Origin of the sequence: Halomonas sp. Ps84H-12 (assembly GCF_024124725.1) — a bacterium.
GTDB classification, from domain to species: Bacteria; Pseudomonadota; Gammaproteobacteria; order Pseudomonadales; family Halomonadaceae; genus Vreelandella; species Vreelandella aquamarina.
The window spans coordinates 57,250-70,991 of the sequence record NZ_JAMXSJ010000008.1 but is presented as its reverse complement, the minus strand read 5'-3'; the positions used below and the strand labels follow the sequence as shown (position 1 = coordinate 70,991).

The window sequence follows — 13,742 nt, the reverse complement described above, 5'->3', positions numbered from 1 at the left end:
TTGAACCTCTGGGTTCGCCTAAGGTCTTAAGGTTAACGCAAGACGTTTGGCTGCGCACATTCACGCGACGCCAGCACGTCAACCACGATAGGTTTTAAGGGAGGCCATCTGCATATGAGCACTAGTCTTCTACCGGTGGGACAGTTTTCACCAGGCAATGACCTGGGTGGCTACATTCAAGCGGTGAATGGCATCGCGGTGCTGAGCGTCGAAGAGGAGCGCGAGCTGGCGTTCCGCCTTTACGATGAGGGCGATCTTGAGGCGGCACGTCGACTGGTGCTATCGCACCTTCGTTTCGTGGTGCATATTGCTCGCAGCTACTCCGGTTACGGTCTGCCGCAAGCGGACTTGATTCAGGAAGGCAACGTCGGTTTGATGAAAGCCGTCAAGCGCTTCGATCCCAATCAAGGGGTACGCTTGGTATCGTTTGCCGTGCATTGGATCAAGGCAGAGATTCACGAGTTTGTGCTGCGTAACTGGCGCATCGTTAAAATCGCTACCACCAAAGCTCAGCGCAAGCTGTTCTTCAACCTGCGTAGCGCGAAAAAGCGTTTGGCATGGCTGAACAACGATGAAGTCGATGCCATCGCTAAAGACCTTGATGTGAAGCCCGAAGTCGTGCGCGATATGGAAGGTCGCCTCTCGGCATTCGACGCAGGGTACGACGCATCGCCCAGTGACGACGAAGAGAGTACGTATCAAGCGCCAGCGTACTTCCTCGATGACGCTTCCGCTGACCCGGCGACACAGCTCGAAGACAGCGACTTCGAGGAAGACGCCACGCGCCGTCTTCAACTGGCACTCAAAGCGTTGGACGAGCGCTCCCGGGACATTCTGCAGCGTCGTTGGCTCACCGATGATAAAGCCACGCTGCACGACTTGGCCGATGTATACGGCGTTAGTGCCGAGCGTATCCGCCAGCTTGAGAAGAACGCCATGAAGAAGCTGCGCCAAAAAATGGGCGACGCGGCCATCGCTGCGTAACACTCACGCCTCACGCAGGAAAACGCCCCGCCGGTATCGTTACGGCGGGGCGTTTTCATTTGCTTTGTGCATGTGCTGAGAGCACGCGCCTCATTATGCGGGTTGGGAAGCGTTTCTAAATAGCTGGCCCGAGAGTAGCGTCCACTGATCCTCCCAATACTCGGTAGGCAGCCGCTTGAAGTCGCTGCGGACGTATTGCGAAATACGCCCTTCGGCCTGGGCGATGAGCAGGTTGGCCGCTGCTGAGGCGGTGATGCTGGTGCGCCACCCTTCGCGCAGCTCGGCTTCCCGCAGCACCTGCTTGAGTTGGGTTTCCAGGCGCTCGAAGAGCTGGTGTACCCGCTGGCGCAGCCGTGCGGTTTCACCGGTGAGCACATCGCCCCCTAGCACCCTGGCAAGCCCGGGGTTCTTCTCGGCAAATCCGAGCAGGAGCGAGAGAATTGTCCCGCAGCGGGTCGTGGCGTCGGGGATGTCATCCAGAATGCGGGTAATGCGTGCGAAAATGCTCTCTTCGATGAAGTCGATCAGTCCCTCAAACATGCGCGCCTTGCTGGGGAAGTGGCGATACAGCGCCGCTTCGGAAACGCCCACTTGGCGCGCCAGTGCGGCCGTGGTGATCCGCTTGCCGCTGTCCTCTTCCAGCATGATGGCTAACGCCTGCAGAATTTGCTCGCGGCGGCGAGGTTTGCGATCGTCACTCATGACTCTTGCCCTCCGTCGCGATTAACCTGCGTCAGTGATCAGGGTGCCTACCCCGGCGTTGGTAAAGATTTCCAGTAGCACCGCATGAGGAACGCGGCCATCAATAATATGGGCGCTGTTCACACCGCCTTTCACGGCATCCAGCGCGCAGCGGATTTTGGGTAGCATCCCGCCGTAGATGGTGCCGTCGGCAATCAGGCCGTCTACCTGGGCGGTGGTGAGCCCTGTTAGTACCTTGCCTTCGCTGTTCATCAAGCCCGCCACGTTGGTCAGCAGCATCAGCTTCTCGGCGTTCAGCGCTTCGGCCAGCTTGCCTGCTACCAGATCGGCATTGATGTTGTAGCTGTTACCTTTGTCATCCACGCCGATGGGAGCGATGACCGGAATAAAGTCCCGGGCGGCCAGCATCTCGATCAGGTCAGTGGAGATCGACTCCACTTCGCCGACATGGCCGATATCGATGATTTCCGGCGCGGTCATCTCCGGGCTCTGGTGCTCCACCTTCAGCTGCCGGGCGCGAATCTGGGCGCCATCTTTGCCAGTCAGGCCAATCGCCTTGCCGCCGCTTTGATTGATCAGGTTGACGATGCTCTTGTTCACCAAGCCGCCCAGTACCATCTCCACGACATCCATGGTTTGCGAGTCAGTGACTCGCATGCCATTCACGAAGCGGGATTCGATATTGAGCTTCTCCAGCAGGCTGCCAATTTGCGGACCGCCGCCGTGAACCACCACCGGATTAATGCCAACTTCCTTCATCAGCACGATGTTGCGAGCAAATGAGTCGATCAGCGTGTCTTCGGTCATGGCATTGCCGCCATATTTCACGACGACAGTTTTACCGGAAAATTGCTGAATATAGGGAAGCGCTTCTGACAGCACCTCCACAACGACCTGGGGGTCGCGGCTAGCTGAACTCATGACGTTGTCCCTTTGCTCTTTTTAATGTCTGTTGCGTTGCTAGGCGCTTACGCGCCTGGATGACAGCATTTTTTAACACGTCGCGCGTTCTAAGGGCGCGATCATGTCGTTGTGGTGGCCGGTATGGTCAGTGTAGGCGCGACGCCATGTAGCGCTTTTTCAAAGCGCTCGCGGATTCGAGCGAGCGCTGCGCTATCTTTTCCCTCGAAACGCAGTACCAGGGCGGGCGTCGTATTAGAGGCGCGACATAATCCCCAGCCGTCGGTGTAATCAACGCGAATGCCATCCAGCGTGGTTTTGATACCTTCGCCGAAGTCGCCCTCTCTGGCAAGTGTCTCGATAATGGCAAATTTTTCTTCATCGGCAACGCTGACGTTAATTTCTGGCGTACTGACATCTTGGGGGAATTGGTCAAAGAAAGTGTCCGCGTCGCCGGGGAATTGGGCAAGAATCTCCAGCAGCCGTGCGGCTGAGTAGAGGCCGTCATCAAAGCCGTACCAGCGCTCTTTAAAGAAGATATGTCCGCTCATTTCGCCGCCCAGCAGCGCGTCGGTCTCTTTCATACGCGCTTTGATCAGTGAGTGGCCGGTGCGCCACATCTCGGGTTCACCCCCAGCCTCGCTAACCACCTTGGCCAAGTTGCCGGTGCACTTGATATCGAAGACCACCTTGGCACCAGGGTTGCGCGACAGCATATCGGTGGCAAAGTGCATCAACAGGTGGTCAGGGTAAATCATACGCCCACGGGGCGTCACGACGCCCAGGCGGTCACCGTCGCCGTCGAAGGCAAGGCCGATGTCGGCACCGCTCTGTTGGACGTGGTGGATCAGATCCTGCAGGTTTTCCGGCTTGCCGGGGTCGGGGTGATGGTTGGGGAAGCGGCCATCGATCTCGTCAAACAGTGGTGTGGTGGTGACCCCAAGCCGCTGAATAAGCTGCGGGCCTAGCTCGCCAGCCACCCCGTTGCCGCAATCCACCACGGCGCTAAGCGGGCGTGTTACCTTCACATCACTCAAGATGCGTTCCAGGTAGCTGGCGCGCAGATCTTGGCTGCTCACGCTGCCTTGGCCCTGGGTGAAATTGCCCGCTTGAATGCGCTCAAAGAGCGCAGTAATCGCGTCGCCCGATAATGTTTCCCCCGCCAGGACGATTTTAAAGCCGTTGTAGTCCGGCGGGTTGTGGCTGCCGGTGAGCATCACCCCTGAGCGGCTCTCTGGCAGCGTGTGGGTGGCGAAGTAGAGCACCGGCGTGGGCACCATGCCGATATCGATAACGTCCCGCCCGGCGGCCTGAAGGCCGCGAATGAGCGCTGCTTGCAGGCGCGGCCCAGAGGTGCGGCCATCTCGCGCCACAATCACCGTCTGCTCGCCACGAACGGCAGCTTCAGAGCCAACGGCGCGGCCAATCAGCTCGGTGGTGGCTTCGCTTAACGTGTCATCCACGATGCCGCGAATATCGTAAGCACGAAATATCGAAGCGGGTACGGTCATCATCGATCCTTGAAAAACGCTGAAAGGGAGTGGGCTGGCGAACGGGGTTACTGACGGCCGGTGCTGCCGAAACCGCCGCTGCCGCGAGTAGAGTCGGTAAAGCTATCGACGATATCGAGTTCAGCTTGCACCACGGGGACCAGAACGTACTGGGCGAGCCGCTCGAAGGGCGCAATCGTGAAGCTGTCCTGGCCGCGATTCCATACCGAGATCATTAGCTCGCCCTGGTAGTCGGAGTCGATGAGCCCAACTAGGTTACCCAGCACGATGCCGTGTTTATGGCCTAGGCCAGAGCGCGGCAGAATCATTCCCGCTAAACCCGGATCTTCAATATAGATGGCAAGGCCGGTGCGGACGAGCTGACATTCGCTGGGGGCAAGGATGAGCGGCTCATCCAGCAGGGCGCGTAAGTCCATGCCCGCAGAGCCTGTCGTGGCATAGGTGGGGAGATAGTCGTGCAGGCGCTCATCCAACACATTGCACTGCAGGCGAGGTCGGGGGCTGCTCATGGTTAGGCTCCAGAAGAGGTCAAAGAGAGGTGGGTGAGGGCGTGCCGAACGATCAGCGCGGCCAGCTGCGTTTTAGGCTGTGGCGGTGCGACGAGTCGGTCACTACCGTCGGATGTTCGCCATAGCAGCAGCGCCGCGTTGTCGTCGCTGCCAAATCCCAGCCCCTGTTGGGAAACATCATTAGCGACGATCATATCGAGCCCTTTGCGGGCGAGCTTATCCTGGGCGTAACGCTCGATGTCTTGGGTCTCGGCGGCAAAGCCCACGACAAAGGGGCGCTGGCCGTCCGGTAGCGCCGCCACATCGGCAATGATGTCGGGATTTTTCACCAGCGTGAGCGTTAGGGTGTCCTGGTCGTCGGTTTTTTTCAGCTTGTGCTCGGCCGCGTTGGCGGCGCGGTAGTCGGCCACCGCTGCGCAGCCGATAAACAGCGCCGCCTGGGGCGCTAGCTCAAGCGCTGCTGTATGCATTTGTACGGCGGTTTCGACGTTGAGCCGCTCGACTCCTTGGGGAGTAGGCAAATTCACCGGGCCGCTGATCAGCGTTACTCGTGCGCCTTGCGCGGCCGCCTCGGCCGCCAGGGCATAGCCCATCTTCCCCGAGCTGTGATTCGACAGGTAGCGGACAGGGTCTAGTGCCTCCCGCGTGGGGCCAGCGGTAATCACGACATGGGGGGCGCTGGCCGAGGGGGTAATGGGCGGTGCAAAATGGCGGCTCACGGCCTCCAGAATTTCATCAGGCTCGCTCATGCGCCCTGGGCCGACGTCGCCGCAGGCCTGATCGCCCGCCGCCGGGCCAATCAGCTGCCAGCCATCGGTGGCCAGTTGTTTCACATTGCGCTGAGTGGCTGGGTGGCGCCACATGGCCTGATTCATCGCAGGGGCGATGAGGCGCGGTGCTTCAGAAGCAAGGCATAGAGTGGTCAGTAAGTCATCCGCCATGCCATGGACCAGCCGCGCGATCAAGTCGGCGGTGGCCGGGGCGATGACGATGGCATCCGCCCAGCGGGCCAGCTCGATATGCCCCATGCCAGCTTCCGCTTCAGGGTCGAGTAGCGAGGTACGCACCGGCTCGCCCGAAAGTGCCTGAAGCGTGAGTGGCGTTATAAACGCCTGGGCTCCCTCGGTCATCACTACACGAACCTCGCAGCCAGCCTGTTTTAGCTGCCGCACGATAAGGGCGCTTTTGTAGGCCGCGATGCCAGCGCTAACGCCCAGCAGCAGGCGCTTACCCGCTAGCGACGATAAGGGGGAGTGCGAAAGTGGGGCCATGGTGGGCAGTCCAGTGTGACGATCAACAAGGGGCTTACCATACCATTTGGCTGATTATTTTGGCATGCTCGGCAGATTCGCCATAATGCGAGGTATAGTGAGGCTGGTGGTCATGGCAGTGCGTTAAAAGAACCATTAGGGAGGCGTGGATGGGGATTAATCATTGGCCCGAAGGTGAGCGGCCACGGGAAAAGCTGTTGAATATGGGCGCGCAGGCGCTTTCGGATGCCGAGCTGTTAGCGATTTTTCTGCGAGTAGGCGTGCAGGGGCGCTCGGCGGTAGACTTGGCGCGGGATTTGCTGGCGAACTTTGGGGGGTTAAGGCAGTTGCTTGAGGCGGACCAAACCCAGTTCTGCTCCGCCCGTGGTCTGGGAAGTGCTAAATTTGCCCAGTTGCAGGCCACCCTAGAGCTCTCTCGACGGCATTTGGCCAGCCAACTGGCTCGTGGCAATGCCCTAACGTCGCCTGCGTTGGTGCGCCACTATTTGAGCTCACAGCTGCGTCACTTGGGGCATGAAGAGTTCGCCGTACTTTTTTTGGATACACAGCATCGAATTATTCGCTATGAATCCCTGTTTCGCGGTACCCTAGACAGCGCATCCGTTTACCCCCGCGAAGTTGCCAAGCGTGCGCTTGAGTTACACGCTGGTGCTGTCATCCTGGCCCACAATCACCCATCGGGTGTGGCTGAGCCCAGCGATGCTGATCGACGTATCACAGAACGCTTAAAAGATGCCCTTGCACTCTTTGACGTGCGGGTACTCGATCATTTTGTGGTGGGGGACGGAGAAGTGGTGTCATTTGCCGAGCGTGGCTGGCTATAAGCAATAATCTTAGCAATAAAAGACGCGTGGCTGGTCGTCAGGCCGCTGCCCCTTTTCTAAGTAAATTGTCCAAAAAAGCGCTTTTTTGGGCTTTTTGGGCGGTTTCGCTTGCTGGTAGCTAGGTGCTCTGGTATAAAGTGCCACCTTTGAACTTGGGTTGAATAACGGATTTGGGTACAGCTAGGCGGTTAACTGCGTCGACTCCCTCCCTGCTCCGGTTTGCCCGACAGTTTTGAACAACTCGCCAAGCGGTTGGAGGCTCTCATGTCCAAAGTATGTCAGGTTACCGGCAAGCGTCCGGTAACTGGTAATAACGTTTCTCACTCCCAGCGTAAGACACGTCGTCGTTTCTTGCCGAACCTGCACACCCATCGTTTTTGGGTTGAGTCTGAAAACCGCTTCGTCAAGCTGCGCGTTTCCTCTAAAGGCATGCGCATCATCGACAAGAAAGGTATCGAGACGGTTCTGGCCGATATCCGCAAACGCGGCGACGCTATCTAAGCCAGCTTTTTGCTAAGCACTTTTGGGAGAGTTAAACCATGCGCGATAAGATCAAGCTGGTGTCTAGTGCCGGTACAGGCCACTTCTACACCACTGATAAGAACAAGCGGAACACCCCGGATAAGTTCGAATTCAAGAAATACGACCCGGTGGTCCGTAAGCACGTTATCTACAAGGAAGCCAAGATCAAGTAATCGCGATTACGATGATCGGCTTTCACCGCAGGCGAGCGCCTGTTGAAAAACCCGGCCTAAAGCCGGGTTTTTGCATGTCTGTCGTTAGCGCCTTGGCCGTTAATCGCTGTCACTGTGCTGTCATCATAGGCTTTCATCATGCCCGAACTGCCTGAAGTTGAAACCACGCGACGTGGCATCGCCCCCTATATAGAGGGGCAAGAAATTACCGAAGTGCGGGTGCGCCAGCCACGCCTGCGGGTACCAGTGCCGGACGACCTGGCCGAACGCTTAATCGGCGCACGAGTGGGCGAGTTGGCCCGACGAGCTAAATACCTGCAGATTCCGCTAGCCACCGCTGATGGCAGTGCCACGCTGCTGTGGCACTTAGGCATGTCGGGCAGCCTGCGTATTGCCCGCCTGGGGGATTTGCCGAAAAAGCACGACCATGTGGATGTGGTGACCGCTAGCGGCTACGTGCTGCGCTACCATGACCCGCGTCGGTTTGGGTTTGTCGACTGGCAGCAGGGCGACGGCAGCCGCGATACCCGCCTTGCTCACCTTGGCCCTGAACCGCTTAGCGATGCCTTCAACGGCCAGTGGCTCTACCGTCTGTCGCGTAATAAGCGGGTGGCAGTAAAGCCCTTTTTGATGGACAACCGTGTGGTGGTGGGTGCGGGCAATATTTATGCCGCCGAAGCGCTGTTTATGGCAGGCATCGACCCGCGCCGTGCGGCGGGGCGAATTTCCCAAGCGCGCTACGACGCGCTAGCGGCGGCCGTCAAAGAGGTGTTGGCGGCGGCCATTACCCAAGGTGGCACCACGCTGCGCGATTTTGTCAGCGGCCAAGGCGAGCCTGGTTACTTCGCCCAGCGGCTGAATGTTTACGGACGCCACGGGCAGCCTTGCCTACGCTGTGGCAGCGAGCTGAAGCGCATTACCCTGGGTCAACGTGCCAGTGTGTTTTGCCCCGGTTGCCAGCGTTAATCGCCGCCTTGGGCGGTTAACTGTTTTTATGCTTACAGTGCCTAAGTGCACTGTCAGCTTGCTCTTTTGGAGATTGTTGTGACCCAACGCCTGCGCTTGAATAAAAACGCCGATCGCCGCTTAAAAGCTGGCCATCTGTGGATCTACTCCAACGAAGTCGATATCAAAGAGACGCCGCTGAAAAACTTTGCGGCGGGCGAGCCTGCGCTGGTAGAGGCGTCCAACGGTAAAACCCTGGGCGTTGCCTACGTGAACCCGCACTCGCTGATCTGCGGCCGCATCATGTCTCGCGACCCTGAAATGCGCCTGGACCGCTCGCTGTTCGTGCATCGCTTTAATCAGGCCCTAGCGCTGCGCCAGCGCCTGTTTGATCAGCCGTTTTATCGCCTGATTCATGGCGAGGGCGACCTGCTGCCTGGCCTGGTGATTGATCGTTTCGGCGATGTGCTGGTGGTGCAGCTCAACACCGCCGGTATGCAGGCACTGGCGGAAGATATCGTTGACGCCCTGGAGAAAGTGGTTAAGCCGAGTGCTATCGTCTTCCGTAACGACACCGGTGGCCGCCGCCAGGAGGGCCTGGAAGCCCACGTGGAAGTCGTCAAAGGTACGCTGCCTGACGAAGTGCTGCTGGTCGAAAATGGCGTCACCTTTGCCGTGCCGGTGCTAAACGGCCAGAAAACCGGCTGGTTCTATGATCACCGTGTGAACCGTGCTTGGCTCAACAGCCAAGTGGCCGGTAAGCGCGTGCTAGACGTATTCAGCTACGTGGGTGGCTGGGGCGTTCAGGCGGCGGCCAGCGGTGCATCAGAAGTGCTCTGCGTGGATGCATCCGGCGCGGCGCTGGAGCAAGTGGCGCGCAACGCCGAGCTGAATGGCGTTCAAGAGCAGGTGGCGATTGGTGAAGGCGATGCTTTTGAAGCCCTGGCGGCGCTAAAGGCAGATGGCGAGCAGTTCGATGTGGTGATTCTCGATCCGCCTGCGTTTATCAAAAAGCGTAAGGATATCCCCAACGGCGAGCGCGCCTACTCGCGCCTGAACCGTGAGGCGATACGCCTGCTGGGCCGCGATGGCCTGCTGCTGTCGGCATCCTGCTCCATGCACCTTGCCCCTGATCGTTTGGTCGATGTGGTGCGCGGTGCAGTGCGCCACCAAGACCGCCAAGGTCAGGTGATCTTCCAGGGCCACCAAGGGCCGGATCACCCGGTGCACCCGGCCATACCGGAGACGTCGTACTTGAAGGCGCTAGGCGTGCGCGTGTTCCGCGACTAAGCACGGCCATTGGCCGATGATGCGCACTTCCTGCCCGGCCTTAACGTTCACAACGGCAAGGTGACCTATCGTGCCGTTGCCGATGCATTTGGGCTGGAAAGCGTTGCCCCGGCCAGCATGGTGAGGTAATCCCACCGCTTTTGGGCGGGCAAGAAGCCGCGAGTCGTGGCTTAATAGTGGGGTGGGATATCGTCTTCTGGACGAAAACTGCCTTGGGAGTCGCCCGCCTGGAGCGCCTGATGCTGCTCGCGTAGCCGTTCGCGCATCAAGGCGCTTAGCTGCTCCAGTTTTTCCAAGCGGCGCTCCTGCTGGGCGACCGCTTGATCCAGAGTGTCCAGCCAGTGCTCCTGATAGGCCAGCCGACTCTCCAACGATTCAAGACGTTGAGCGAGCTCAGCAGGCGATAATTCGTTTGTCATGATAACATCGTCACCTTGTGTAGTATGCTCGGTACTGTTAGGAATGGGCCTGGTAGTTCGAGTATTGTCCTTCGTCTGTTACCCATACAACAAGAGAGCTTTTATCATCTATGAACCCAAAAGTTGTTTTTCGCTGTTTCTTTATCAGTGTCTTACTCGCCGCCCCCACGCCGCTTCTTCTGGCAGGGATTGTTCATTTAACCAATGCACCTCTGGCTGAGCAGTGGTTAGCCGAAGCTGCTTTTAGCGTATATGCCGCGGTAGCCTTTGGCTGCTTTATTATGTTGTTTCTCGGCACGTTAGCGGCGGCTGCCCTGGCGCCACCAATGGTTGTGAAGGCAGATGTGGCTCGGGCTAAGCCTGCGCCGCGCCAACCCCAAGCACCTGCTCCTACGGTGGAAGATGATGAAGAGGAAGATATCATCGACCCCAACGATGGCCGTGAAGAGGGGGAAGTAAAGTGGTTTAACACCAACAAAGGCTACGGCTTTATTACTCGCGATAACGGAGAAGATGTGTTTGTTCACTTCCGTGCGATTCGTGGTCGTGGCCCGCGTATGCTGGCCGAAGGCCAGATTGTTCGCTATCACGTGATTAAAAATGATCGCGGCCTGCAGGCCGATGACGTCAGCATTATTGAGTAAGCGCCCAGGTGCTGTAGTGATAAATTAGTGCTGAAAGAGAAAACCCCCGCGCTTACGGGGGTTTTTGCATTTAACGGCCTGAGTCCGGCCATTCGATGGCTTTTTCCTGGCCGCCGGGCAGCACCTGCCAAAAGCGGTCTGGGTCGTCGCCAGGGTGCCAGCCCCCCAGCGAACAGCGGACTTCCACCTGCAGCGCTTCAGCGGCGTGCTGGGCGCACTCCTGGTCGGTGTGCCACGGAGTGTGTCCGCTATCGAACCAGAGGCTGGCAAAACCATCCGCGGCGTTATCCACCAGCAGCACCGGGACGCTATCGCCCTGATACTGGCCACGGGTTTTCCACTTGCCTTTTCCTGCTGGGCTAAGGGGCGGTGCACTCAGCACGTCAGCCAGCCAGGCGTTAATGTCATCCAGCGTGACCCGCGCCAGATACACTTCGATATCCGGAAACCGCTCCATCATACGCTTACCTCGTCGTTGGTCAGTAGCGCTTGAAGGGTTGCTTCGTAGATGCGGCTCAGCGCATCCAAATCGCTAGCGCGCACGCGCTCGTTCACCTTGTGAATGGTGTCGTTCAGCGGGCCAAGCTCTACCACCTGCGCGCCCAGAGTGGCAATAAAACGGCCATCCGAGGTGCCGCCGCTGGTAGAAAGCGCTGGGCGTTCGCCAGTCACGGCTTCCACGCCACGAATCGCCGCCTCCACTAGCTCACCTTCGGACGTCAGGAACGGTTCGCCATTCAGCGTCCAGTCGATGTGATACTCAAGACCGTGCTGATCCAGAATTGCCTCGGTGCGTGAGCGCAGCTCGTCATGGGTGACTTCCGTGGAGTAGCGGAAGTTGAACACCACCTCTACCTCGCCAGGAATCACATTGGTGGCCCCTGTACCGGCACGCAGATTAGATATCTGAAAGCTGGTTGCAGGGAAGAAGTCGTTGCCAGCATCCCAGTGCTCGTTGACGAGCGCATCCAGGGCGGGCATCGCTTGGTGGATCGGGTTGCGCGCTAAGTGAGGGTAGGCCACATGGCCTTGAATGCCCTTAATATGCAGCACACCGCCCAAAGAGCCACGACGACCGTTTTTGATCACATCGCCTAGGCGAGCAGTAGAGGAGGGCTCGCCAACGATGCAGTAATCCAGGCGGTCATTGCGCTCGCGAAGATGTTCTACCACCGCACGGGTGCCGTCGATGGCCGGGCCTTCCTCATCGGAGGTAATCAAAAACGCAATGCGGCCGTCATGATCAGGATAGCGGGCGACAAAGCGCTCCACCGCGGTGAGCATGGCGGCAAGGCTGCCCTTCATATCAGCCGCGCCGCGCCCGCAGAGCATGCCTTGGTCGTCGATGCAGGGCTCGAAAGGCGGAAATTCCCAGTTAGTGTGTGGCCCGCTGGGCACCACGTCGGTGTGCCCCGCAAACGCCAGCACCGGGCCGTGGTGACCACGAACCGCCCAAAAATTCTTCACATCGCCAAACGGTAGCTGCTCGATATGGAAACCGAGCGCCGTTAAGCGCTCGATCATCAGGTCCTGGCAGCCTTCATCGTCGGGAGTCACCGACGCCCGGCGAAGCAGCTCAAAGGCCAGCTTCAGCGTAGGCGACAGTGAGGCAGGCTCAGTTATGGGCATGCAGCGCCTCGTTCAGCGCAATGGCGCTTTTATTGGTCAGGCACTCGATGCGGCCATTCTGGGAGTTACGGCGCAGCAGTAGGTCGTCTTGGCCTGCCAGCTCGCGGGCGGCAACGGTGTTCACTTCCTGGCCTTGGTCATCCAGCAGCGTCACTTTAGAGCCTGCGGTGATGTAGAGGCCGGCTTCCACGGTGCAACGGTCGCCCAGCGGAATACCGATACCGGCATTGGCGCCAATTAGGCAGCCTTCGCCCACTTTGATGATGATGTTGCCGCCGCCAGAGAGCGTGCCCATGGTGGAGCAGCCGCCGCCCAGATCAGAGCCTTTGCCGACCATAACGCCTGCGGAAATGCGCCCTTCGATCATGCCGGGGCCTTCGGTGCCTGCGTTGAAGTTAACAAACCCTTCATGCATGACCGTGGTGCCTTCACCCAGGTAAGCGCCCAAGCGCACACGAGCGGTGTCGCCGATGCGGATGCCGGTGGGCACCACGTAATCGGTCATTTTGGGGAATTTGTCCACGCAGTCGACGGACAGCGTACGGCCCGCTAAGCGCGCCTTCAGACGGCGCGTGGGCAGCTCTTCGATATCGATGGCGCCTTCGTTGGTCCAGGCGATGTTGCGCAGCAGGCCGAACATACCGGTCAGGTCCAGGCCGTGAGGCTTCACTAAGCGATGCGACAGCAGGTGCAGCTTCAGGTACACCTCAGGTGCGGTTTGCGGCGGCTGGTCGCTCTCCAGGAACATCGCCACCAGCGGGCGCTGGCTAGTGGCCAGCGACTCGGCCAGAGCGGCCTGCTCGGAGTGGCCTGCCGCTTCCAGCGCCTTGGCCAAGCGGGTGCAGTCTTCCGGTAAGAAGCTCACCGGGGCATTGCCCGCCGGTGCATCCAGGGCCTCTTTGGCAGTGGCGACCAGGCTCGCGTCCGGGTTGAGCAGCGGGGCCGGGTAGTAGATTTCCAGCCAGTCGCCCTGGGTGTTTTGGGTGCCGATTCCAAGTGCGAAGCTCAGCATAACGCGTATTCCTTAGAGGTTAGTGAGAGAAAGTGGGTGAAAGAAAGTGAGTCAGGGTTAGCCGCTTAGCTTGTCATAGTCGCCGTCACGGTAGCCGATCATGATGGTGCCGTCGTCGAGTTCCAGCAGCGGCCGCTTGAGCAGCGTGGGGTGCTGGAGCAGCAGCTGGCGCGCCGAGTTGGCATCGTAATCTTTCTCTTCGTCAGAAAGATCCCGCCAGGTTTTGCTGCGTTTGTTGATCACCTCAACCAACGGTACGCGATTCAAGATGTGCTCAAGCAGCGCCGCAGAAAGGCCATCTTTACGCAGGTCGTGGGTTTTATACATCAGCGCTTTGTCGTCCAGCGCTTTACGCGCTTTACGGCAGGTGTCGCAGTTATGAATCATGTAGAGCGTTAGCATAGAGC

The 13,742-nt window shown here is 58.9% G+C and carries 17 protein-coding genes and 1 pseudogene; 8 read left to right on the top strand and 10 right to left on the bottom strand.

Going from position 1 to position 13,742, the window contains the following annotated elements:
* Positions 1 to 114: 114 nt before the first annotated feature.
* Positions 115 to 984, top strand: a complete 870-nt coding sequence (gene rpoH, locus NH344_RS06030; protein WP_054644929.1) for an RNA polymerase sigma factor RpoH — start codon at positions 115 to 117, stop codon at positions 982 to 984.
* Positions 985 to 1,077: 93 nt separating this feature from the next.
* Here rpoH and slmA read toward each other — a convergent pair whose 3' ends face one another.
* The 5 genes from slmA to coaBC form a co-directional block, all read right to left on the bottom strand.
* Positions 1,078 to 1,686, bottom strand: coding sequence for a nucleoid occlusion factor SlmA (gene slmA, locus NH344_RS06025; RefSeq protein ID WP_054644930.1), 609 nt, complete (start codon positions 1,684 to 1,686; stop codon positions 1,078 to 1,080).
* Positions 1,687 to 1,707: 21 nt separating this feature from the next.
* Entirely contained in the window at positions 1,708 to 2,607 is a 900-nt protein-coding gene (gene argB / locus NH344_RS06020; RefSeq protein ID WP_044629740.1) for an acetylglutamate kinase, read from the bottom strand.
* A gap of 101 nt (positions 2,608 to 2,708) precedes the next feature.
* Complete coding sequence (locus NH344_RS06015; RefSeq protein ID WP_253027643.1) at positions 2,709 to 4,097, bottom strand: phosphomannomutase/phosphoglucomutase; 1,389 nt, start codon at positions 4,095 to 4,097, stop codon at positions 2,709 to 2,711.
* A gap of 47 nt (positions 4,098 to 4,144) precedes the next feature.
* The gene (gene dut / locus NH344_RS06010; protein ID WP_062359444.1) at positions 4,145 to 4,606 is read right to left on the bottom strand and encodes a dUTP diphosphatase; all 462 of its coding nucleotides are present in this window, start codon (positions 4,604 to 4,606) and stop codon (positions 4,145 to 4,147) included.
* Positions 4,607 to 4,608: 2 nt separating this feature from the next.
* Positions 4,609 to 5,877: a bifunctional phosphopantothenoylcysteine decarboxylase/phosphopantothenate--cysteine ligase CoaBC gene (coaBC, locus tag NH344_RS06005; RefSeq protein ID WP_062374873.1), complete on the bottom strand. Its 1,269-nt coding sequence runs from the start codon at positions 5,875 to 5,877 to the stop codon at positions 4,609 to 4,611.
* A gap of 149 nt (positions 5,878 to 6,026) precedes the next feature.
* Here coaBC and radC point away from each other — a divergent pair, with 149 nt between their 5' ends.
* The 6 genes and pseudogenes from radC to NH344_RS18330 all read left to right on the top strand — a co-directional run.
* Positions 6,027 to 6,701: a DNA repair protein RadC gene (gene radC, locus NH344_RS06000; RefSeq protein ID WP_044629736.1), complete on the top strand. Its 675-nt coding sequence runs from the start codon at positions 6,027 to 6,029 to the stop codon at positions 6,699 to 6,701.
* Positions 6,702 to 6,965: 264 nt separating this feature from the next.
* On the top strand, positions 6,966 to 7,202 hold the full coding sequence (gene rpmB / locus NH344_RS05995; protein WP_038481085.1) for a 50S ribosomal protein L28: 237 nt from the start codon (positions 6,966 to 6,968) through the stop codon (positions 7,200 to 7,202).
* Between the two features lie 38 nt (positions 7,203 to 7,240).
* Positions 7,241 to 7,396, top strand: coding sequence for a 50S ribosomal protein L33 (rpmG, locus tag NH344_RS05990; RefSeq protein WP_009098622.1), 156 nt, complete (start codon positions 7,241 to 7,243; stop codon positions 7,394 to 7,396).
* A 138-nt stretch (positions 7,397 to 7,534) separates the two neighbouring features.
* Positions 7,535 to 8,362: a bifunctional DNA-formamidopyrimidine glycosylase/DNA-(apurinic or apyrimidinic site) lyase gene (gene mutM / locus NH344_RS05985; RefSeq protein ID WP_054640805.1), complete on the top strand. Its 828-nt coding sequence runs from the start codon at positions 7,535 to 7,537 to the stop codon at positions 8,360 to 8,362.
* A 78-nt stretch (positions 8,363 to 8,440) separates the two neighbouring features.
* Positions 8,441 to 9,631 carry a class I SAM-dependent rRNA methyltransferase gene (locus tag NH344_RS05980; protein ID WP_044629734.1) on the top strand — a complete coding sequence of 397 codons (1,191 nt, stop codon included), beginning with the start codon at positions 8,441 to 8,443 and terminating at the stop codon, positions 9,629 to 9,631.
* 9 nt (positions 9,632 to 9,640) lie between these two features.
* A pseudogene (locus NH344_RS18330) lies at positions 9,641 to 9,760 on the top strand (alanine dehydrogenase); the annotation flags it as partial.
* A 41-nt stretch (positions 9,761 to 9,801) separates the two neighbouring features.
* Here the strand turns inward: NH344_RS18330 and NH344_RS05975 are convergent.
* Entirely contained in the window at positions 9,802 to 10,050 is a 249-nt protein-coding gene (locus NH344_RS05975; RefSeq protein ID WP_044629733.1) for a SlyX family protein, read from the bottom strand.
* 110 nt (positions 10,051 to 10,160) lie between these two features.
* Here NH344_RS05975 and NH344_RS18255 point away from each other — a divergent pair, with 110 nt between their 5' ends.
* The gene (locus NH344_RS18255) at positions 10,161 to 10,694 is read left to right on the top strand and encodes a cold shock domain-containing protein (RefSeq protein ID WP_044629732.1); all 534 of its coding nucleotides are present in this window, start codon (positions 10,161 to 10,163) and stop codon (positions 10,692 to 10,694) included.
* A 70-nt stretch (positions 10,695 to 10,764) separates the two neighbouring features.
* Here the strand turns inward: NH344_RS18255 and NH344_RS05965 are convergent, their stop codons facing one another.
* Genes NH344_RS05965 through NH344_RS05950 form a run of 4 tightly spaced genes read right to left on the bottom strand, consistent with a single transcriptional unit; the run spans position 10,765 to position 13,737 of the window.
* The gene (locus NH344_RS05965; RefSeq protein WP_044629731.1) at positions 10,765 to 11,154 is read right to left on the bottom strand and encodes a hypothetical protein; all 390 of its coding nucleotides are present in this window, start codon (positions 11,152 to 11,154) and stop codon (positions 10,765 to 10,767) included.
* Positions 11,151 to 12,323 carry a succinyl-diaminopimelate desuccinylase gene (gene dapE, locus NH344_RS05960; RefSeq protein WP_044629730.1) on the bottom strand — a complete coding sequence of 391 codons (1,173 nt, stop codon included), beginning with the start codon at positions 12,321 to 12,323 and terminating at the stop codon, positions 11,151 to 11,153. Before dapE ends, NH344_RS05965 begins: the two co-directional genes overlap by 4 nt.
* The gene (dapD, locus tag NH344_RS05955) at positions 12,310 to 13,335 is read right to left on the bottom strand and encodes a 2,3,4,5-tetrahydropyridine-2,6-dicarboxylate N-succinyltransferase (protein WP_253027642.1); all 1,026 of its coding nucleotides are present in this window, start codon (positions 13,333 to 13,335) and stop codon (positions 12,310 to 12,312) included. The genes dapE and dapD overlap by 14 nt, the downstream gene beginning before the upstream one ends.
* A 57-nt stretch (positions 13,336 to 13,392) precedes the next feature.
* Entirely contained in the window at positions 13,393 to 13,737 is a 345-nt protein-coding gene (locus NH344_RS05950) for a Spx/MgsR family RNA polymerase-binding regulatory protein (RefSeq protein WP_228219038.1), read from the bottom strand.
* Positions 13,738 to 13,742 lie beyond the last annotated feature (5 nt).